This window comes from Nitrospirales bacterium, from assembly GCA_031315865.1.
Classification (GTDB): Bacteria; Nitrospirota; Nitrospiria; order Nitrospirales; family UBA8639; genus JAGQKC01.
Genome location: JALDRJ010000002.1, coordinates 2,121,557 through 2,143,737 on the forward strand (window position 1 = coordinate 2,121,557; position 22,181 = coordinate 2,143,737).

The 22,181-nt window shown below is 50.5% G+C and carries 13 protein-coding genes; 5 read left to right on the forward strand and 8 right to left on the reverse strand.

Translation table 11 applies throughout. The annotated features are described in order from the left end of the window. Window positions 1–67: 67 nt before the first annotated feature. The 3 genes from nadA (at window position 68) to lspA (ending at window position 4,711) form a co-directional block, all read left to right on the forward strand. Complete coding sequence (gene nadA, locus MRJ96_09845; GenBank protein MDR4501738.1) at window positions 68–1,171, forward strand: quinolinate synthase NadA; 1,104 nt, start codon at window positions 68–70, stop codon at window positions 1,169–1,171. 163 nt (window positions 1,172–1,334) lie between these two features. After that, complete coding sequence (ileS, locus tag MRJ96_09850; GenBank protein ID MDR4501739.1) at window positions 1,335–4,205, forward strand: isoleucine--tRNA ligase; 2,871 nt, start codon at window positions 1,335–1,337, stop codon at window positions 4,203–4,205. After that, window positions 4,202–4,711, forward strand: a complete 510-nt coding sequence (gene lspA, locus MRJ96_09855) for a signal peptidase II (protein MDR4501740.1) — start codon at window positions 4,202–4,204, stop codon at window positions 4,709–4,711. The genes ileS and lspA overlap by 4 nt, the downstream gene beginning before the upstream one ends. Before the next feature lie 20 nt (window positions 4,712–4,731). On the opposite strand, the gene MRJ96_09860 is transcribed toward lspA, so the two are convergent. The 3 genes from MRJ96_09860 to MRJ96_09870 form a co-directional block, all read right to left on the reverse strand. Next, a complete protein-coding gene (locus MRJ96_09860; protein MDR4501741.1) occupies window positions 4,732–6,105 on the reverse strand; it encodes a DUF3391 domain-containing protein in 1,374 nt (457 codons plus the stop codon). 89 nt (window positions 6,106–6,194) lie between these two features. After that, window positions 6,195–7,136: an adenine nucleotide alpha hydrolase family protein gene (locus MRJ96_09865; protein ID MDR4501742.1), complete on the reverse strand. Its 942-nt coding sequence runs from the start codon at window positions 7,134–7,136 to the stop codon at window positions 6,195–6,197. A gap of 2 nt (window positions 7,137–7,138) precedes the next feature. Continuing rightward, the gene (locus MRJ96_09870) at window positions 7,139–7,342 is read right to left on the reverse strand and encodes a thiamine biosynthesis protein ThiS (GenBank protein ID MDR4501743.1); all 204 of its coding nucleotides are present in this window, start codon (window positions 7,340–7,342) and stop codon (window positions 7,139–7,141) included. Window positions 7,343–7,587: 245 nt separating this feature from the next. On the opposite strand from MRJ96_09870, the gene tkt reads away from it, so the two are divergent. Then, the gene (gene tkt / locus MRJ96_09875; protein MDR4501744.1) at window positions 7,588–9,678 is read left to right on the forward strand and encodes a transketolase; all 2,091 of its coding nucleotides are present in this window, start codon (window positions 7,588–7,590) and stop codon (window positions 9,676–9,678) included. Between the two features lie 139 nt (window positions 9,679–9,817). Continuing rightward, window positions 9,818–12,679, forward strand: coding sequence for a bifunctional transaldolase/phosoglucose isomerase (locus MRJ96_09880; GenBank protein ID MDR4501745.1), 2,862 nt, complete (start codon window positions 9,818–9,820; stop codon window positions 12,677–12,679). A gap of 254 nt (window positions 12,680–12,933) precedes the next feature. Here MRJ96_09880 and MRJ96_09885 read toward each other — a convergent pair whose 3' ends face one another. The 5 genes from MRJ96_09885 to zwf form a co-directional block, all read right to left on the reverse strand. Further along, a complete protein-coding gene (locus MRJ96_09885; protein MDR4501746.1) occupies window positions 12,934–14,760 on the reverse strand; it encodes a hypothetical protein in 1,827 nt (608 codons plus the stop codon). A 754-nt stretch (window positions 14,761–15,514) separates the two neighbouring features. Further along, a complete protein-coding gene (locus MRJ96_09890; protein ID MDR4501747.1) occupies window positions 15,515–17,860 on the reverse strand; it encodes a DUF2235 domain-containing protein in 2,346 nt (781 codons plus the stop codon). A gap of 264 nt (window positions 17,861–18,124) precedes the next feature. Beyond that, window positions 18,125–19,519, reverse strand: coding sequence for a Si-specific NAD(P)(+) transhydrogenase (gene sthA, locus MRJ96_09895; GenBank protein ID MDR4501748.1), 1,395 nt, complete (start codon window positions 19,517–19,519; stop codon window positions 18,125–18,127). Then, window positions 19,516–20,391: an HDOD domain-containing protein gene (locus tag MRJ96_09900; protein ID MDR4501749.1), complete on the reverse strand. Its 876-nt coding sequence runs from the start codon at window positions 20,389–20,391 to the stop codon at window positions 19,516–19,518. Before MRJ96_09900 ends, sthA begins: the two co-directional genes overlap by 4 nt. A gap of 229 nt (window positions 20,392–20,620) precedes the next feature. Continuing rightward, window positions 20,621–22,171 carry a glucose-6-phosphate dehydrogenase gene (gene zwf, locus MRJ96_09905; protein MDR4501750.1) on the reverse strand — a complete coding sequence of 517 codons (1,551 nt, stop codon included), beginning with the start codon at window positions 22,169–22,171 and terminating at the stop codon, window positions 20,621–20,623. Window positions 22,172–22,181 lie beyond the last annotated feature (10 nt).

Sequence of the window (22,181 nt, forward strand, 5' to 3'; positions counted from 1 at the left end):
GTTAGTCACTTCCTGTATTTCAACTTTTCCTTATCATTCACGAAGTACGCGATAGACGAGGTTGCCCATGAAAATTATAGAAGAAGCTAGCATACCCATTACTGATTACCAGGACCGTTCAGCCGAGGAATTGTACGCCCGTATTACAGAAGCCAAAAAGTCGCTTGGCGGTCAAGTGCTCGTGCTTGGGCATAACTACCAACGTGATGAAGTCATCGTTCATGCCGATTTACGAGGAGATTCGTTGTTGCTGTCAAAGCTGGCCGCCGAGCGATCCGAGTTTCCGAATGTGGTGTTTTGTGGCGTGCATTTTATGGCGGAAACGGCGGATATTCTGAGCCGATCCAACCAGACCGTGATATTGCCGGATTTAGCCGCCGGATGTTCGATGGCCGATATGGCGGCGATTGAACAGGTGGATGAATGCTGGGAGGCGCTTTCCCTGTTCATGCCAGTTGAGGAGGTGGTGACCCCGGTCGTGTATGTCAATTCGGCGGCTGACCTAAAGGCCTTCTGCGGGGAACATGGCGGGATTACCTGTACGTCTTCTAACGCAAAATCTGTCATGGAGTGGGCTTGGTCGCGACGTGAGAAAATTCTTTTTTTCCCCGATGAACATCTCGGGCGAAATGTCGCCAACAAGATGGGCTTTCCCAAAGAGGAGATGATTGTCTGGGACCCGTTCCAAGTCAATGGAGGCAATAGCCCCGAAGCCATTCGCAAGGCCAAGTTGATCCTCTGGAAGGGCCACTGCAGCGTCCATCAAATGTTTCAGCCGGAACATGTTGACTATTTTCGCAAGCAATATCCTGGCATCCAGGTTATCGTGCACCCTGAATGTCATGAAAACGTGGTGAATAAAGCGGACCTTGTAGGGTCCACCGAGTACATTATTCAAACGGTAACGAAAGCTCCTGCCGGAACGACTTGGGTGGTTGGTACGGAGTTAAACCTCGTGAATCGTCTCAAAGCCGAACTCACCGATAAGCAGGTTTTTTTCCTTTCCCCGATGGTCTGCCGTTGCGCCACGATGTTTCGGATTGATGCGGCCCACCTCTGTTGGTCGATGGAAAACTTAGCCCAAGGGCAAGTCGTGAATCAGATTTCCGTACCCACGGATGAAAAGGTTTTGGCCAAAGTCGCCCTGGATCGCATGATGGCCCTGAGCTAAGACGGCTACTCGCTTTCTCATATTTCCCTGTCACTGTCGAACTTGCCTTGTTCAGGAGAGAGAATGAGCGTACGTTCGGCCTCGGTTCGCAGGGTGTTTGACGGGCTTTCAGCCCACCGCTAGAATGCCAGAAAAGCTTTTTTTGGCCTTGATTGAGAGGGATATGGATTACAAGTCAACACTCAACTTGCCTCAAACCGACTTTCCGATGAAAGCCAACCTCCCGCAGCGGGAGCCCAGGCTTTTAGCCTGGTGGGCAGAACAGCGGCTGTACCACAAGATTCAGGAGGCGAGATCTGGTCATCCCCTCTATCTTCTGCATGATGGTCCTCCGTACGCCAACGGCAAAATTCACATTGGCCATGCGCTCAACAAGATTCTCAAGGACATCATTATTAAATCCAAAACCATGGCGGGGTATCGTGTTCCCTATGTTCCGGGTTGGGACTGTCACGGGTTGCCGATCGAGCACCAAGTCGCTAAACAGTTGGGAGAAAAGAAAAAGCATCTCTCGGCGGTAGAGTTGAGGCAGATGTGTCGTGACTATGCCGGGAAGTTTTATCGCATTCAACGGGAAGAGTTTGAACGCCTTGGCGTGTTCGGTGATTGGGAGCGTCCCTATCTGACGATGGACAAAGCGTATGAAGCGGATATTGTCCAAGAGTTTGGGAAATTCGTTGAAAAGGGTGGAGTCTATAAAGGTCTGAAGCCCGTTTTATGGTGTACCACCGATCAGACGGCTTTGGCTGAGGCGGAAGTCGAATATGAAGATCATTCATCACCATCAATTTTTGTCAAGTTTCCATTTGAGCGATCGCCAAAGGAGCTTGCCTCAGGTTCGGTATTTGGCCTTCCTCTATTAGCGGAAGCGTCACAGGTTTCGATCGTAATCTGGACCACGACTCCCTGGACCCTGCCGGCCAATCAAGCCATCGCGATCCATCCCGACCTGGCCTATGCCTTTGTGCGCGTCGGTGATGAAGTGTTGGTGGTGGCGGAAGAACTCGTCGAACAGGTCGCCAAGACCTGCCAATGGTCAGACTATCACGTGCTAGGAGTCAAAAAGGGGAACGAGCAATTCGAAGGGTTGTTGTGTTCGCGGCCGCTGACGACAGGGTCTTCTCCTGTCCTCCTTGGCGACTTTGTGACCTTAGAGCAAGGGACGGGGTGTGTGCATATCGCACCTGGGCATGGGATGGAAGACTACCTTCTGGCCCTCAAGTATAACCAGGCGCCACATAATTCCGTCCTGCATGAACGGTTACAGATCCTCGTTCCAGTCGATCATGCCGGTCGCTTCAAGCAGGATGTTGAAGATTTTTCAGGCCAGCCGGTGCTGAAGGCTAATCCGGATATCGTGGACAAGCTGGAAAAATTGGGTGTACTTGTCGGACAGGGTACCGTCGAGCATTCGTACCCTCATTGTTGGCGCTGTAAGAATCCGGTGATATTTCGCGCGACAGAGCAATGGTTTGTGTCGATGGAAGAGGGTGAATTACGATCGCGCGCGTTGAAAGAAATCGATCATGTGCGATGGTTCCCGGAGAGGGGAAGGGACCGCATTTATGGGATGGTCTTGAATCGACCGGATTGGTGTTTGTCGCGTCAGCGAATTTGGGGGACCCCGATCCCAGGGTTCACCTGCACGGCCTGTGGTAAGACGTTGGCCGACACCGAAGTGATCGCGCATATCGTCGGTCTGGTTCGTCAACATGGGGCGGATGTCTGGTTTGAAAAGCCGGTCGATGAGTTGTTGCCGAATGGCACTGCATGTCCATCTTGCGGAGGGACGAAATTTACCAAAGAGCAAGATATTCTAGATGTGTGGTTTGAATCGGGCGTGAGTCATGCTGCAGTCCTGAAAGCTCGTGATGCGAACTGGTGGCCCGCCGACCTCTATCTCGAAGGATCAGATCAACATCGGGGTTGGTTTCACAGCGCGCTGTTGGCTTCCGTGACGACGGATGGACGCGCGCCTTACAAGGCTGTCCTGACGCACGGTTTTGTCGTGGATGGTCACGGGAAGAAAATGTCCAAGTCTGCCGGAAATGTCGTGGCTCCCCAAGATGTCATTAGCCAGTCTGGCGCCGATATTTTACGGTTATGGGTGGCGTCACAGGATTATCAAGAGGACTTACGCATTTCTCAGGACATCCTCAGGCAAATGGTGGATGCGTACCGGAAAATCCGGAATACGTCGCGATTTTTATTGAGCAATCTCTATGACTTTGACCCGCTTCAGCATCGCATTCCGTACTCTGATCTTTCAGGAATCGATCGGTGGGCGCTACTGCGGTTGGCACGGATGAGCGCGGCCATTCAGAAAGCCTATGATGACTTCGATTTCCGGCAGGCCATTCACGAGCTGGATTATTTTTGTTCGGTGGATATGAGCGCCACATATTTGGATGTGTTGAAGGATCGTCTCTATACGTTTCCCAAGAATTCGACTTTGCGGAGAGGAGCCCAAACCGTAATCTTGGAGATCGTGATTGCCTTATCGAAATGCATGGCCCCGATACTGAGTTTTACGTCTGAAGAAATCTGGCAGGCGTTGCCCAAAAATGCCATTCAGGGAGTTGACTCGTTCAGTGTCCATGTTTCTTCGTTTCCCGAACCTGATTCGTCTTGGATGAATGCTGATCTGGAGCGAGAGTGGGATTCTCTTTTGGCCATTCGTACCATTGTGCAGGGTGCATTGGAGAAACTACGGCGCGAGAAGGTGATCGGTGCGCCACTAGAGGCTCAGGTGAGCATTCGCGCGACGGCCAAGCATTATGATCTGTTAAAACGGCACGAATCGGAACTGCCTGCGCTGTTTATCGTGTCTCATGTGCGTGTGAATCAGGAACAGGCGTTTGTCGCCGACGATGGGTTCGTGTCGGATCGAGAGCTTGAGATCATGGTGGATGTGACCAAGGCCCAAGGGAACAAATGTGAACGGTGCTGGAATTATCGATCGGCAGTCGGGGCGGATGCGGAACATCCCAACCTGTGTGATCGCTGTCTCGAAGCCATTAAGGTCTGTGCATGAGCAAACGTTTTCTCGTTCTGGCTGTCGTCAGTTTGACGATCATCGTGCTTGATCAAGTCACGAAGTCGTACATTGCCTCGAAGATGTACCTGCATCAATCCATTCCTGTCATCCCAGAATATTTTAGCCTGACGTACATTCGAAACCCTGGCGCGGCCTTTGGCATCTTGGCTTCCAGTAGTAGCGGGTTTCGCATGGTCTTTTTCCTCATCACGTCGCTCTTTGCCCTGGGGCTCCTCATGACGATTTTTGTCCGCTTGCAACCGAACGATTGGTGGGGACAACTGACCATTGCGAGCATTTTCGGGGGCGCCATCGGGAACCTGATCGATCGTCTGCAATTCGGCGAAGTCATCGATTTCCTTGATTTTTACGTGAACGGTTACCATTGGCCTGCCTTTAACGTGGCCGATATGGCTATCAGTATTGGTGTCTGCTCGCTGTTTCTCCTCTTCGCCTTCGAAAAACGCAAACCGACTTTATCTCCCCAAGAAGATCCATCGTAACGTATCTTTGGTATTGCTCTTCACTCTGAATACGCGCTGTACAGGCGTTCTGGCAAGGTAGTGTTTTGTCCTTCGTCAGCTTGGGACGGAAAATAGCTGATGATACGACGAGGATTGAGATAGTCTCGTATGTTGTGAGGGACATCCTTGGGTTGAAGACTTCTGGCAATGGCCAGATTCTCTTCTTGGGAAAGATCGATGATGCAGGCTTCTTCTCGTGGAATGTCTTGCGAATAGAGCATGACCCAAGGGGCCATGCGGGTTTGTGGGTTGATGCTGCTGACGACGCCCAATGAGCTATCTGACAATTCTACCAATGACCCTGGAGGATAGACACTTAACATTTGGACGAGCGCGACGACCGCATCGTCCCAAAGTGGGCCTCTGCGTTTACCATAGAGGTAACAGAGGGCTTCATACGGAGTCAGACTTTTACAGATGTCTGGATGATTACAGAGTTCATCATATTCATCGACGACCATGACAATTTTGGTGAAAAAGTCGATATCCTCTCCTCGCAACCCAGCTGGATATCCCGATCCATCAAGGCGTTCATGGTGGTGAGCTATGATATGAGTACAACCAGAAGCCGTTCCAAAGAATTTTTCAGCTATTGTATTTCCTTCTTCTGGATGTTCTCTAAGGGTTTTTGAGTCAAGTGTCGTGCGATAAGATTTCACATCCCGAGTTTTCCGTTCATATTCCAGCAACCCGATGTCGTGAAAGAGGGCGCCAATTCCGATAGTCTGTGTGTCTTCGGCATCATCTGTAAACGATTGCGCGAGCATCATCGAGAGTGTGCACACGTTTAACGAATGCATGAAAAAGTCTTCAACTTCTTCAGGTGAACTCATCAAATTCATGAGTGCCATGGAGCTGTTCGGATCACTCACAATTTTATTCAATGACTCGATCATGCCAGAGGCTCTTACGATCGCCTTGGAGTGTCCAGTGCGCAATTCCTGAAACATGAGTTTGCTCTGTTGTAAAACGGCTTGGTAGGCCTGATCTGTTTTCCTGAGAATTTTTCGGCGTACGAGAAATGCCTCTCGTCTGCTTTCAGGCGTCTCATAGACGGTAACGTGTGCCGGAGGTGGTTGCTGGCCCAAGGCCATGCTTTCGCGGTCATTCGATATCCGTACCTCTGATGCCGAATTGACCCTGGGATACGGCGTAGCTTCCTCACTCACTGATTCATGTTCTGTTTGAGGATCTGAACGGTCAGGGTCATAAAGGAGCCGTACTTTCGTGAGTCCTTGCAAGGTTTCCAAATCTTTTTGAAGCTTGATCTTGAAGGCATTTTTAGAAAAGGGATGACTAAACCAGGAGCCTTGGATTTTGATGTATAGCCCTAAGCGAAGATCTTGGGGTGATTCGATAGGAATAAAGGCCATAATAGTGTGAGACGAGGTGAGGCTAGTCTCTTATCTAGGATTCGGCAGAATGAATGAGGATCTAAACCGGCATTTGAAAGAAAAATGAGTCAGGATTGCTGGGCGAATGTTCTGGCGCGGGCAATCATCTTGCAGTAAGAGCATGTTTCCGCGCTGGTCGGTTGCCCACAGATCGTGCAGGGATGAAGGGTGGATTGATCGGTTTCGGTCATTGACGCGTGCGAGGCTTGGGTTTTGGCCTGTTTTCGTAGAAATTGCCAGTAAAAGGTCTGTTTAGTCCCGGGTGATTCCATCTCGAGTCGATTGAGGACATCCTTATAGATGAGCATCTTAGCCCCTTTTGACATTGGGCATTCTTCTACGATGTAGTCAATGCCATTCACCACGGCATAGGCGGCAATTTCCCGTTCAGTCAGACGATACAGGGGCTTCACCTTTTTGGCGAATCCTTCCATGGAAGCTGGTAGGTTCGGGGTTTGCTTTTGGAGATAGTCTTCTTGCCAATGCAGAACATTTCCCAATAACCTTGCCGCCTCGTCGTCCAGATTATGTCCGGTGGCCATCACGTCATAGCCACCTTGAAGAGCTGCACGATTGAACTGGTATCGCTTGACGGTTCCGCAGGCTGAACATGTGGGCCGGCGAATCATGTTGGCAAGGTCGGGAATATTTGCCCCTTCCTCCTCTTCTACATCGTGAATGGTCAGTTTGGCGCCGCGGGGTGAGGCAATCTTTTCGGCAAACCGTTCGACTTTCTGACGCGATGTCTGCGAATACTCACCTATCCCTTGGTCCACATAGAGCGCGTCAGCCCGATAGCCTAGCTGTAACAGGATCTCCCAGAGTACAAGGCTGTCTTTTCCTCCGGAAACGGCTACCATGATGCGGTTTTCTGGAGTGAACATGTCTTGGGTTTTAATCGCGCGGGCGACTTGATGACGGACAAAATCCGTCAAATGTGTCCGGCAAAAGGCCGTATTATGCCGTGGTAGTTTCAAGGCGGCTTGGTCGGGACATTTTTTGCATTTCATGCCTAAACTGCCGCCCCTCCGGATATCACTGGACGAATTTCGACGATGTCGTGGTCTAGTAGGAGTTCATCTTCGGTGACGAGGTCTTGTCCGCGAATGACGAGATAGGCTTCGGGGATCAGCTGCAGCTCTTTTAGCAATTCCCGAACATGTTTGGGCCCTGAAATTTCAATGTCTCGTGCAGGATGGCTCAGATGAATCTTCATAATCAGCCCCCATCATACGAAGAGATAGTCAATATTGGCAATCTGAGAGAAACAATGGAGCGTTCGAATGATGGGAGGGCGATCTAAGAGGGAAAGGCCTAGTCCAGAGCACAGATTTACGATAGGGTATAACAAATATGAAAAAAGTGATAAGATTCTGAGGAATGTAAAGAAACCGTAAGGAATATGTTGCAACGACTGAACATTTTGGACAGATCTCGGTGGAGACCGAGGAGGAAACAATCATGAAGGATGATCGCGAGTCTCTTGATCTTCTAAGCATCAATACCATTCGAACTCTATCAATGGATGCCGTGCAAGCTGCGAATTCCGGACATCCCGGAACGCCAATGGCGATGGCGCCAGTCGTGTATAGCCTATGGAATCAAATATTACGATTTGATCCCGAGGACCCTATCTGGCCGAATCGCGATCGGTTTGTGCTGTCCATTGGTCATGCTTCGATGTTGCTGTATTCCATCCTGCATTTGACGGGAGTGAAAGCGGTCAATGCGGAATACGAAACCCTGGGCAAACCCTCGGTGTCCCTGGATGACATCAAGCATTTTCGTCAACTCGAAAGCAAGTGCCCGGGGCATCCCGAATACCGGTGGACCTCTGGTGTTGAGACCACGACCGGCCCATTGGGCCAAGGCGTGGCCACGAGTGTCGGCATGGCGATGGCTGAACGATGGATGGCCGGGTATTTCAACAGACCGGGCTATGAGATGATCAATTATCACACCTATGCTCTCTGTGGTGATGGTTGCATGATGGAAGGGGTCTCCAGCGAAGCGGCCTCTTTGGCCGGCCACCTCAAGCTTTCCAACCTCTGCTGGATTTACGACAACAATAAAATTACGATCGAAGGCCACACGGATTGGGCCTTCAGTGACGATGTGGCCACTCGGTTTATGGCCTATGGATGGAACGTGACGCGAGTCGGCGATGCGAACGACTTGGAGATGCTGAGGAAAGCCTTTGAAACCTTCCAAAAGGAAACGGAACGTCCCACACTAATCATCGTCGACAGTCACATTGCCTTTGGCGCTCCGCACAAACAGGATACGCAGGCGGCTCATGGCGAACCATTGGGAGAGGAAGAAATTCGTCTTACCAAACGAAATTATGGTTGGCCGGAAGATGCAAAATTTCTCGTTCCTTCGGAAGTCGTCCAGCATTTTCAAGAAGGCATCGGAGTGCGCGGGAAAAAATTACGAAACGATTGGATGGCCCTATTCGAAGACTACAAGCAGCACTTTCAAGAACTGGCCGATCATCTGTATCGGATGCAACATCGTCAACTGCCGTCAGGGTGGGATCGTGGGCTTCCAGTTTTCCCGGCTGATGGCAAAGGCCTGGCGGGTCGGGATGCATCTGGTAAGGTGCTGAATATTTTGGCCGAAAACGTACCCTGGTTACTCGGCGGGTCGGCTGACTTGGCTCCGAGTACGAAAACGCGATTGACCTTTGAGGGGGCTGGCGACTTTACGGCGACGAATCGAACCGGCCGCAACGTGCATTTCGGTGTGCGAGAGCATGCGATGGGTGCGATATTAAATGGCCTCTCACTCTCGAAAGTTCGACCCTATGGGTCTGGCTTTTTCATCTTTAGCGACTATGCGCGTCCGGCCATTCGCCTGAGTGCCTTAATGGAAATTCCGGTCATTCATATCTTTACGCATGACTCCATCGGGGTGGGAGAGGATGGTCCGACGCATCAACCCATCGAGCATTTGCCATCTCTGCGAGCCATTCCCGGATTGGTGACGTTACGTCCGGCCGATGCAAACGAAGTCGTTGAAGCCTGGAAAGTCATCATGGGGTTGCGGCATGAACCGGCGGCGTTAATCCTGACTCGACAGGCTCTTCCCACACTCGATCGTACGAAATACGCTTCTGCAGAGGGTGTCGCGAAAGGGGCGTATATTTTAGCGGACGCGGATGATGGAGAACCTGACGTCTTGTTGCTCGCGACCGGGAGTGAAGTGTCGATGTGTATCGAAGCCTATGAACAATTGAAGGTCGAGGGGGTGAAATGCCGCGTCGTCAGTATGCCCTCTTGGGAGATATTCGAACAACAACCTCTAGGGTATCGAGATGCGGTGCTTCCGCCTCACGTCACTGCTCGTGTCTCTGTTGAGCTGGCCTCGACTTTTGGATGGGGCCAATACATCGGAACGAAGGGACAGAGCATCGGTATGAAGACGTTCGGTGCGTCAGCCCCATTAAAAGAATTGGCCAAAAAATTCGGATTTTCATCGGAACATGTCGTGGTGGCGGCTAAAGCGCAACTTGAGCAGGCCAAAAATCTTTCATTCGTCCATCCTGCATGACCGGGATTCTTCGACGTTCCGGAATGGGGGCACAGAGAGTCTGGTCATGGGAATGTATGTGGACATTCGGTTTTTCTGAGAGAGAAGTTCGTCGGCATGAAATGACAACCGTGAACCAATTAGGCAAGGAGACATCAAGATGAATCCCTTGGTCCAACTGGAAGAGTGCGGACAAAGTCCCTGGTACGATTACATCCGTCGCGGCTTGATGACCTCTGGCGAATTGGGGAAGCTCATCGAACAAGATGGGCTCATGGGTATGACCTCCAATCCCGCGATCTTTGAAAAGGCCATCGCGGGGAGTTCGGATTATGATGAGTCTCTCACGCAGGCCGCTGTCGAGGTGATTGGCGTCAAAGAAATTTATGAACGTTTAGCTATCCAAGACATTCAGGATGCCGCCGACATAATGCACGTCGTCTATGAACGCACGAAGGGGCGTGACGGCTATGTGAGTTTAGAAGTCTCACCAACGTTGGCTTATGACACTCAGGGTAGCATTGACGAGGCTGTTCGCTTGCATCAAGCCGTGGCCCGAAAGAATGTCATGATCAAAGTGCCAGCCACGGCTGAAGGCTTGCCGGCCATCGAAGAATTGATCGCTCGAGGGATCAACATCAATGTCACACTGTTGTTTAGCGTCGATATGTATGTGCAAGTGGCCTGGCGGTATATTCACGGCCTCGAACGATTAGCGAAGAACGGAGGCGATGTGAGTCAAATGGCGTCGGTGGCAAGCTTTTTTGTGAGCCGAATCGACAGTCTGATCGATAAGCAACTGGAGGCGAAACTTCACGTCGCCAAGGATGCTGATGAGAAGGCAGTCTTAGAGGGTCTGATGGGAACCGTCGCCATCGCCAACGCCAAACTGGCTTATGAACAATTTGAGGAGATTTTTAACAGCCCAGAATTTCAGGCCTTGAAGGCCAAAGGGGCCAGGCCTCAGCGGGTGTTATGGGCAAGCACCGGGACGAAGAATCCCAAGTATCCCGATACGCTCTATGTGGATAACCTGATCGGGTCGGATACTGTGAATACGATGCCAGAAGCTACGTTTACGGCGTTCCGGGATCATGGTGTCGTCAAGTCGACGATCGGGGAAGGTTTGGCCGAAGCCAAGGCCACGATGAAACAGTTGGCCGAAGCCGGGATTTCGATGGAGGAAGTCACGAATACGCTCTTGCGCGATGGGGCCAGATTGTTCGTCGAGGCATTCGAGCAATTAATGGGGGTCATCAGCCGTAAACGTGCTGACGTGCTCGGCGAGAAAATTGACCGAGTGAGCTATGCTCTCGGCACATGGGAAGGGGCCGTGAATGAACAGCTGGCTGAGTTGCAAAAAAATGATGTCGTGCGTCGAGTATGGGCCAAGGATCCCACTGTCTGGCATCGTGATGCCGGTCATCAGAAGATTATCCGTCAGGCGCTGGGATGGCTGACGATTTCCCAAGAGCAGTTACCTCATGTGAGCCAACTGCAAGCAGTGGCCAAAGACGTCAAGGAGGCCGGGTTCAAACATGTCCTGCTTCTGGGCATGGGAGGAAGTAGCCTATGCCCAGAAGTCCTTCGCATGACATTTGGCACCATACCCGGATATCCAGAATTGCATGTTTTGGATAGCACTGTGCCATCGCAGGTTCGGGCATTCGAGAATCAGGTCGATTTAGCCGCGACGGTTTGTATCGTGGCGAGTAAGTCCGGATCGACGACCGAACCCTTGGTGTTTCAGAAGTATTTTTATGAACGGATGAAACAGGTCGTGGGTGACAAAGCAGGAGACCACTTCATCGCGATTACCGACCCTGGGTCTTTGCTTGAAGGTGTGGCCAAACAGTTGAAGTTTCGACACATTCTTCCCGGGGTTCCGGAAATCGGAGGGCGGTATTCGGCGCTATCCAATTTTGGAATCGTTCCGGCGGCTCTGATGGGGCTGGATATCGATCGCCTTCTTCAGCAGGCAGAACGCATGCGTTACGCGTGTGACGCCTCGGTTCCAGCCGCTGACAATCCCGGTGTGAAACTAGGCGCGGTGCTGGGAACGTTGGCCAAAGCAGGGCGAGATAAGCTGACCTTCGTGACCTCTCCGGCTATTTGGGATCTTGGCGCATGGCTGGAACAGCTCGTGGCCGAGAGTACGGGAAAAGAAGGAACAGGGATTATTCCCGTTGCTGGAGAGCCCTTGGGCGGGTCTGAGTCTTATGGACAGGACCGGATCTTTGCCTATGTCCGCTATTCCAAGGAGCCATGTCCTGAACAGGACGCGAAAATTTCTGAGCTTGAAAAGGCTGGACATCCTGTCATTCGTGTCGATCATGCAGATCTAATGAATGTCGGACAAGAATTTTTCTTGTGGGAAATGGCCACCGCGGTAGCAGGGTCCATCCTGAAAATCAACGCATTTGATCAACCCAATGTTCAAGAGAGCAAAGACTATACGAAGGCCTACCTTGATGAATTCAAGAAAACCGGAAAGCTTTCGGAGAATGATCCCATGTTGATCGATGAGGGCATTCAGGTATATGCCGACAAGGCAAACCATGCCGCGTTGAATGGCGCTTCTTCCTTAGAAGCGGTCCTTGCGAAGCATCTCGCTCGAGTCAAATCCGGCGATTATGTCGCGATCAACGCCTATGTGGAACACACAGAGGAAGCCCAAGGGGTCTTTCAGCGTCTGCGCACAAAGATTCGTGACACGAAACATGTGGCGACCACATTGGGATATGGGCCACGATTCCTTCATTCGACCGGCCAGTTGCACAAGGGCGGGCCCAATTCCGGAGTATTTATTCAAGTGACGTGTGAGGATGCGGAGGATTTGGCCATACCTGGCGAACCGTATACGTTCGGCGTGCTCAAAGCCGCCCAAGCGTTAGGAGATTTAAAAAGCCTCACGGCTAAAGGGCGTCGAGTGATCCGTGTCCATGTCAGATCGGATGTCCTGAAAGACTTGGCGAGATTGGAGCAGGCTGTCGAAGCGGGATTGTGCGTGGGGAAACAATAAGTCTATCGGGTCATCCAGTCAAACAGGATGGTACCTTAATCATGACAGGCTAATTCGCGTAGCGTTCTGTAAGGTAATTTTCAGTCAACAAGTTTTAGCGCATCGAGGTAGATAAAAACCCCACCTTGATTCTTGACTCGCTTGACCATTCTTCATGCCGAGACGCTAGCTATTCCCTAGATGTGAACGATCGAAGGTGAGTGCAACCCGATGTATACCCCCTCCCTCCCAAATCTGAGCCTTGTATAGTACCGTTATATGGTAGAAGGGACTGCTGTGTTTGTTGGTGAAGTTTTTGTGATCAGGTCTATGGCTAAAGTGTGTTGACCATTGATCGATAAACGATGATCCTCATGGTTTCTCGGCTCGATGATGGGTTCAAAAATAGCGTTGACATCGAATGCATTTGGAGCATTTGCACGATTCTCACCAGGAGAAAAAATCTTTTTACCGATGTGATAACCAAGTGTGCGATAATTTTCGAAGCGGGCTTCATCGAACAATTGGTTCAACGTTGAATCATGAGGGAATTTCGGGTTTTTCTTTTGATATTGAATAATGTCAATGGGTAAATCGGAAAACATCATGGGTTTGAAATAGATAAGCGTGCCATACTCTTTTTCCCCCTCTTCTTTTAATGGATAGACGATTTTTCCAATCGCGCAGTAGGCTTCGCTATATCCGTTGTTTCCGGGCTTTAAGCTTTCAGGGTTAAACTCTTCAATTTCGACTCCAAAATCAATACGAATTTTTCGTAGCGTGCCTTCGAGGTCTTCAAATAGTGAATCTTTATCATGTCCTGCGTCCGACACGATGATATAGCGGCATCGTCGTTGTATGAGAGCATACAAGCCGAGATTCTCAAAATGCCCGCCATCGGAAAGGTTGACATAAGGTGTGTGTCGACTGGTGAGTGCGAATAATTCAAGGAAGAATGTTTTTAATAAGTCGCCGACCCCAGGAAGTTCTTGGGGGTTTGGTTCCCAAGAACCGAGTCGTATATTCAGTAAGGCCATCAAGATCCCAAGGGGACGGCTCGTGTACATTCCCATTTGTGGGCCTGCGGCCGCACCGGAAATCGCCATGGCCGTCGCGACGTCCATCTCTCCTGATGCATATTCTTTTGTGTCCCGCCAGCCGGTAGCTTTAGATCCGCAATAGTATCCAGAAAACTCAAAGAGATGAGACTTGCGTCCACGTAATCTGTTTTCTTTGTCGCAATCGCCGGTTAAGTTGATTGCGGCGTTGATCAAGTGATAGGGAGCCGAAAATGTTTGGTTGTCAGTTAGTTTCTTGTCAGAAAGATGAGGATAGAGCTCTCTGAGCAGCAGATCATGGTCCGGAACAAACTCATTAGACGTGCCTTGAGCACTTGACAGGTAGGCTTGTGCGAGTCGGTCTCGGTAGAAGAAATGGAGTGAAGCTCGATTTGGATCGAGAAAAAGAAATGCAACGATCATCGTTACAAACGAAAGTACAGCGGCCGGTATTTTATGATGGAGATAAAAGTTTAACAGGGTTAATCCCAATAGTACTAAGAATATTACAACTCCAGCTTTTCCTAAGAATAGAGAAAGTTGGTTGATCCATTTTTTCTCCCAATTTCGGTTGGCACTGAGTGTTAGCAGTAGAGAAAGGAGTAGTGATAATGCTGCTATATGATAAATGAATTCCTCCATGTTCCTTCCCAGTAAATAGACCCAAATGTTTGGAGAGAGAGCGACAAGTGTCGGTAGGATATTGATGAGAAAAACAATGAATGTTGCCATGAGCGTATATGCTTGAAGACGGGCAAGTCTTTCACGACGTTTGGCTTGTCCAGCTTTGCATCTGAGCGGGTCGGTACTGCCTTTAGATGATCCATTTCCATTCGAGCCTCCATTGGTTTTTGTGAATCCTAAATAGACCAGGATCTCGATGAAAAAGAATGCAAGTAATCCAGCGTCAACCGCGACGAGAATTCGGTGTAATCCGCTGGGGGCCCATGCACCGAAAAACCAACAACGAAGTCCCTTGTCCTCAATGAGAAAAGACCACAAATTCATATCAGTTTGACAGTTCGAGGGCTTCCAATTTTTCATGAGCTCTTCTTGCCAGAAGGCGTTGTTTTGCCATCCACCCGTCGAAAAATCCCAGGAGATAACGATGGAAGCCAGGTCGAGAATTCCAGCCGCGAGGATCAGGACTGACGCTGGGACAGGAAGGAGAACAAGCAGTCCGCTGAGATATGTTCCGACAAGGTGCCAAGTGTGAAGTGAAAACAGACCGCTTTGTGGCGCGAGGAACTTACTATGATTGCGAAGATGCCGAACTTCCGGCCGTTCTTCTCCAGTTTGTCCTTCTTGAGCTGGATAAGCAAAAGGAAATCTCGTTCCCTCTAACTGGCTCTCTTCTTCGCATAAATGCTTTGTGAGGCAGCTACCGATATAGCTCCCTCCAGACACCGTCGACAGGTAATCGATGTATTTAAGCAGTTTAACTCGTGCGAGCGATTGGAGGAGTCCTAAGTTAAAGGTTGCTGAACGGATCCCTCCTCCGGAGAGAGCCAATCCAACGAGATTGGCATCGACTGTGGGTTCATTGAATTCCGATGTTCGTTCTGGGCGAGGCCAGCGGTGTTTGAGGTATCGTTCCCACTCTGTTTTCCATAGTTTGTCGCTGTTGGTTCCTTCAATATAAGTGTCGTGTTCTTTTGTTTCAGACTTTCCGAGCGATTGGAGTTTCTTGAGATACCTTTTGGGAAGCTCGAACATAGTTTTGGTTGTTCGTTTCATGGGCGGTTCACGGTGAAGGAGTAGGCTTACATGTGCAATCGTATATCGTGCCTGGCATATGTTAACTACGGCTTAGCGCTTCATCATAGGAACGACTTGCCAGCCCGGTCGGTGCCGGACTATCAATCGGTTCAATCGTGATCGACGCATGACCGTGATTGTTCTTGTAAAACATTTGCCATGGTTCAGGTCCGGGCAGAATAGAATCGTTAATAAACAAAAAGAGTTCTCCGTCCCGTCGGGCTTTGAGTTCAGTGATTAATGTGGATGTCTGAATAGTAGTATTTTGGGATGAGTGAGAGGGGGACGCTGTCGGATGAAGTGGGTATTCGTCGCTCCCTTGACTGCCGATCCGCGCGATGGGCTTAACCCACGGTTCACCAAGGTGACGGCGTAAGAGGAGTCCTCCATACATTGGAGGCGTCATCTTCTCCCATGTAAATCCATTCATATCTGTTGGAATGCCATTATCATTCCATGGCGCTTGCTCGTTCATGGAGAAGGTGAGCCGATAGTGTTGACCGGCTTTGAGCCGAATTCCGCTGGCCCAGCATAAGGCATTCGTCGAGAAGACGCCTGCGTTGATAGCTTCTGAAGCCATCCGCGATTCTTGTGTCTTTTGGCAAATCAACCCACCCGAGTTCATCATCGAAAATATGATGTGACTGGTCCCTTGGACGATGAGGATCACAGAGACCAGTCCGGCGGCAAACGGCAGCACCCGTTGTTTCATGAGCTTGAAGAAGGCCTGGTACAGCCAGTGCGTTCGAAATCGATAGATGGCGTTGTCGCGGAAAGTCGCTGTGGTTGTTGAAGATTCCGTGGGGTGCGTGAATGGCTTCCACAGGGTTCGCATGCGGTCCGTGATGGAAACCTGTATGTGGCATCCGATGGAAATAAGGCCGATGAGAAGAAGCACGAGGGTTCCTAATGTGCCGGGATGGCTCTTGAACGCTTCAAGCCAAGGCTGTAGTAGATTGGGGAGAAATGCGCCAATGATGGTGATGATTGGCGAGAGTGCGCACAGGGTTCCTGTGCAGGCTTCTGTTGCCGGCCTGTAGAGCGGAAAGGCAAGTAGTCCTCCGGAAACGAAGACCGAGGCAAAATAGGCGATGCGTTTGCACCACACGAGATTCCACACGGATTCCTGCCATTGCGCTCGGGATTGAGCTGTTGAGGCGTGTTCGATCAAGGTTGACGACGGTTCATCTTTCACGGGTTGATCGATGATTCGTCCATCGGCGGTCACGACGGCATAGTGTGCTGGAAGTCCGATAGGGGCATAGGCATCGATTCCTGCGCGAATGCGTTGGATGACACTTTCGTGAATTTTGGGATACGCAATCTTGATGGGATCGTCACGGTCGTCATCGTTGTGTATCAGGCATTCCAACTTCCTTGGAAGGTACCGATAGGCTCCACCCAACCCCTGTCTGGCATCGTAAATTTTTCCCAGGGGATTGGTTTGTTCTCGAATGCGTTTCGCATCATGTTCTTTAAACCGAAGTCCTTTTCGTTCAGCTTCTTGCATCATCCATGCTAGAGAGACATAGGATAACCCGTCATCGGGATATCCACCTCCGACATTGGTATGCGCCCCGGCGAACCAGACTTGTGCCACTCGTGTATCTTCGATGTAATGGGCAGGGTTTTGCGCGTTTTCTCGCGCGTGTAGTTCGCTTAACAGTTGAGGGTGAAAGGAGTTGCGCTCATCGTCGAGTGCGAGGGCATGACAAACTCGATCCACATTTTTATCAAGAATGTGTTTCGGCCGTATCGGAAACACGGCATCCCACGCACGTGTTAATTCGTCGATGGGCAATCCGTACGCAGCTACGGTGTCCCACAAGCCGAGGAAGGTGATTGGAGGCCCGATTTGTGCGTCCGTTGTCGGGTATGATTCACGAAATGTATCTGCGATTTTCTGCATTCCCATCTGTCTGGCTAGTGCCTTCAGATTATGTTTGTAGTGCCCACGCTGGCACAGGCGTCTGTGCTTGTTAAAGGCATTGGTGGCGAGTTTCCGGAGTTTTCGAGTGTTTTGAGCAGTTATGAGCCCTTGACATCTGACGAGCTCAGACAGCACACGGATAGTAAACGCCCCTCGGCTAAAGCCAAAACAATAAATCTGGTCACCGGGCTTGTAGTTCCAGGAGAGAAATGTGTAGAGATCGATCACATTGCGTTTCAGCCCCCATCCGAATGCTCCGCCAAGCAAGGCCAGCGGTTTAAACGCTGAGGTGCCGACGCCATCATCATAATAAGCAATCTGCGTCGGCCGATCTGGACAGGAATCATCAGGGCCTGAAAGATCCAAGGCTTGATAGAGCCTCCAGACATTCGTTTTAAAGAGCTTGGCTGAGCTGTTCCCAGTTCCATCTGAAAATACGACAATGTGTTTGCTCATCCGATCCTCGTTGTATGACAGTGCGATTAAAGTCCTGTGTATTGATGAATTTTGAAACTGCAAGAAAGATTCCCCAGGAATCTACGAGAGCGGAGAAAAAGTTTTTCTGAGAATGTTGGAAATTTTCAAGAATGACGTGTGGCTGAGAGGCCAGGTGCGATTCATTCGGGATGATCCGTTATTGAAAAAGATACAGGACGTATCCTTTTGGTAAGCGATTATGCGTAGCGATGGGGTATTGGCCCATCGAAAATGCTCGTAATTTTACAGGCGGCGTTGCTTGGTGATGTCGAGCGCGGCCACGCGGTAGGCTTCTGCCAGCGTGGGAAAGTTGAAGATATTTTCTACGAAACTATCAATGTTCACATGATGCAATAAGCCCATCTGACCGATATGAATCAACTCGGTCGCGCCTTCTCCCACGATGTGTACCCCGAGGAGTTTTTCTCCCTTGGGGTCGGCGACCATTTTTAACATTCCCATCGTCATTCCGGATATTTGCCCGCGGGCGATTTCTTTGAATCGGGATCGTCCGACGAGCGATCCACCGAATTTTTTGACCGCTTCGTCTTCGCTGAGCCCCACACTCGACATTTCTGGGATCGTGTAGATGCCCATGGGAATGTTTTCAGGATTGACGCCAGGAGAGATTCCCAGGGCATGGCACGTGGCGCGTCGTCCCTGTTCCATCGAACACGAGGCAAGGGAGGGAGGGCCAATCACGTCTCCGACTGCGTAGATATGCGACACATCGGTTTGACAGTCGGCATTCACGGGAATGAGACCTCGATTGGTGGGAGTCAATCCAGCGGCTTCAATATTGAGGTATGTGATATTGGCGATGCGTCCGAGGGCGACGAGCAGTTTTTCGCTTTCGACCGTATCTCCGTTCTCGAAAGTCGTGATGACTTTGGAATACCCGTCCCAATGAGCTTCCTTGATTTTCTGGTCTCCTCGATACGTTCCACCAGTAGCTTGAAATGCTTCACAAAATTCGTCGGTGAGTTCTTTGTCGAGAAATCGAAGTGGGCGGTCTGATGCGTCGATCATCGTGACCTGGACTCCCAAGAGCGCAAAGATTGAGGCATATTCACTCGCGATCACGCCTCCGCCCAAGACAGTCAGAGACTTTGGAAGATAGACCAGCGAAAGAATGGAATCGCTGTCGAGAATGTTCTCATGATCGACTGGAACATTGTCTGGAACCCGGGGGCTTGATCCAGTTCCGATCACGATAACATCAGCGGTAAGCGTATGGGATTTTCCGTTAATCCCTTTCACTTGCACTTCGTGGTCGGAGAGAAACTTTGCGCGGCCGTGAATACAGTCAATATGGTTCCTTCCGATTTGTTCCTTCATATATGTCCCATGGGCTTTCACGACTTGCTCTAATCGTTTCATGAGACTCGCGATTTTGATGTCATCCCGCATCTTGAATTCGAATACTTCTGTCGTGCGTTGAAAACGCACCATTTGTAGCGCGCTCTCCCGAAGAGTCTTGCTCGGGATTGTCCCTTGGTACACACACGATCCGCCGACTTCCCGGTTCTGCTCGATCAGTGCTGTGCGTTTACCGGCTTTGGCTCCCTGAATGGCGGCTTTTTGCCCAGCGGGTCCGCTGCCGATGACCAGGATATCGTAGTGGGTATCCGTGTTCATAAAATCATGCATTCCACGCTAGAATCGATCGAATCGTGTAGCTCGAGTAAGGCGTCCATGTCTTCTGGATAAAAATTTAAATCCTGGACGACGGGCAACGTGCGGAGCGCGTCTTCGTCAATGCTCATCGGGTCAAGATGGAAAGAGGCCATTGTGCTCGCGAGACATGTAATGATCGCGCCTTTGGTCGGAGATGTTGATTGCGTATAGGCCTGCTCTTGGTGCAAACGAATGGTTTCACGCACGGGTTCCGGCAGCTTCCAGCTTTCGGCCAACTGCGAGCCAATCGGCACGTATGATTCATCCATTAATTGTTCGATCATCGGCCATGTGGGGTGAAGGTTCCTGGGCTTTGAAATGCCAAGAACGATGTGCAGGACAACAGGCTTGCCGATTCCATGAAGGAGTCCGCATAGAAAGGCATTTTCGACATTGTGGCGAATTTTTCTGGCAATTTCTTTCCCGTATAGTCCCGTCATGAGGGCATGACGCCACAGTCCCTTGATTTCTTTTTCGAACCCCTTCACATTGAACACTCCGGATTGGACTGAGACAGAGAAAGCAATCCCAGAGAGCATATTCAACCCGAGCCAAGCGATAGCCTGCTGCAACGAGGCGATTGGAGAACGAGGAAGATAAGCCGGCGAATTGGCGATGCGGAGAATCTGCCCTGCCAGGGCTTGGTCCTGTTGAATGAGAGATGATAATTTGGAGGGGTCAGCATTTGGATCATCGGCGACCAGCAGGACTTGATTCGCGACCTGAGGCAATAGTGGAAGGTCCAGGGTACCTCCTTCCAGCTGATCACAGATTTCCTGGCGAAGTTCTGCGAGTATTTCCTGATCAGTCGTGACAGATGCAGGGGGCGTCATGATCGTCTTGTCGGACGTTCCTCACTGCCTCTTAAGCGTCACAATAAAAGGGGATATTCTATTTTATCGTGACGTGAAGATTGGCATTCGTCTTCCCGCAATAGGAAGATCATCTATGAGGCGGGAGGAAGCCGTGGGCTAGAAAACGGAATATGCCGTGATCTAGGAAGAGGCAATGTCCTCTATGCGAAGTCTGAACGCTGGCGTCGAACCGGTTTGGCTTTCTACTCTAGACCTTTCGCCATTTTCTGCCATCGGTTTCAATGAGCCGGTCGGCTTCGACCGGTCCCCAGGTTCCGGCCGGGTATTCAGGAAGCCATTTGGTGCCATGGGTTTCCCAGCCCTTTAAGATATCGGTCACCCAGGTCCAGGACGCTTCCACGGCATCACGGCGCATAAACAGGGACGCATCACCGGTCATCACATCGAGCAAAAGCCGTTCATAGGCCTCAGGCGAAGGTTCGTCAAAGGCATCGCCATACTTAAAGTTCATGTCTACGGGGTGGGTCTTGGCCTTGCTCCCGGGTTGTTTCGAGATAATTCTGAGTGCCATGCCTTCTTCCGGCTGAATGCGCAAGGTGAGTAAATTCGGGGCTTGCGCCGATTTGGGGTTCGCATTAAAGAGAATTTGCGGAATGTCTTTGAATTGCACCGCAATTTCCGATGCCCGTTTGGGCATCGCTTTTCCGGTACGGATGTAAAATGGAACGCCCGCCCATCGCCAATTTTCAACGAGCACTTTTAATGCCACATAGGTTTCAGTCGTGGAATCTGGCTGGACTCCTTCTTCGCGTCGGTATCCTGGAACCTCTTTGCCGTGTATCGTTCCATGAGAATATTGTGCGCGAACAGTCATCGTCTCCACATCTTCCCCTCGAATAGGACGTAACCCACGCAAGACATCCATCCTGACATTGCGAACGACATCGGGGTCGAGGGAATACGGAGGTTCCATCGCGATGAGACACAGAAGCTGCAGGATATGATTTTGAATCATGTCCCGTAACGCCCCGGCCTCTTCATAGTACGAGGCCCGTGTCCCCAAGGTTTCAGCTTCGCTTACCGTTATTTGTACGTGATCGATATAGCGATGGTTCCATATGGGTTCAAAGATCGCGTTCGCGAAACGCAGGACCATGATGTTTTGGACGGTTTCTTTCCCAAGGTAGTGATCGATGCGATAAATCTGTGATTCGTCAAAGACTCGGCCCGTGATGGTATTAATTTCCTTGGCCGACGCCAAATCACGCCCGATGGGTTTTTCGATGATGACCCGTGAGTAGGGCGAGGGCTTGTGACTGTCATAAATCAGTCCGGCCTTGTGGAGACCTTCACATGCTGGTTGAAACGTGGTTGGCGGAACCGCGAGATAAAAAATTCGATTGCCAGGCAAATTGAGTTGTTGCTCGATTCCTTCTAATCGAGTTTTCATGTTGGTAAAGGTCGCGAGGTCGTCAATCTCTCCGTTCATGTAGAAGAGGCGATTCTGAAAATCTTTCCATTTTTCCTGGTTCAAGGTTTGCCGTGAAAATTTCTCGATACCGTTGCGAGCGATTTCACCGAACTCCTCATCACTGAGGCGTTTCCGTCCGAGTCCCAGGACCGCGTAGTTTGCAGGGAGGAGCCCATCGAGTAAAAGATTATAAATAGCGGGTAAAAGCTTCCGGCGAGTTAAATCCCCTGACGCTCCAAAAATGACGAGCGTGCATGGCTCCGCCGGGGATGACGTCACGGTTTCAGACCGTGTAGGAGGTGGTTCAGTTACGGTGGTGGTTGCCATGTTGCACCTT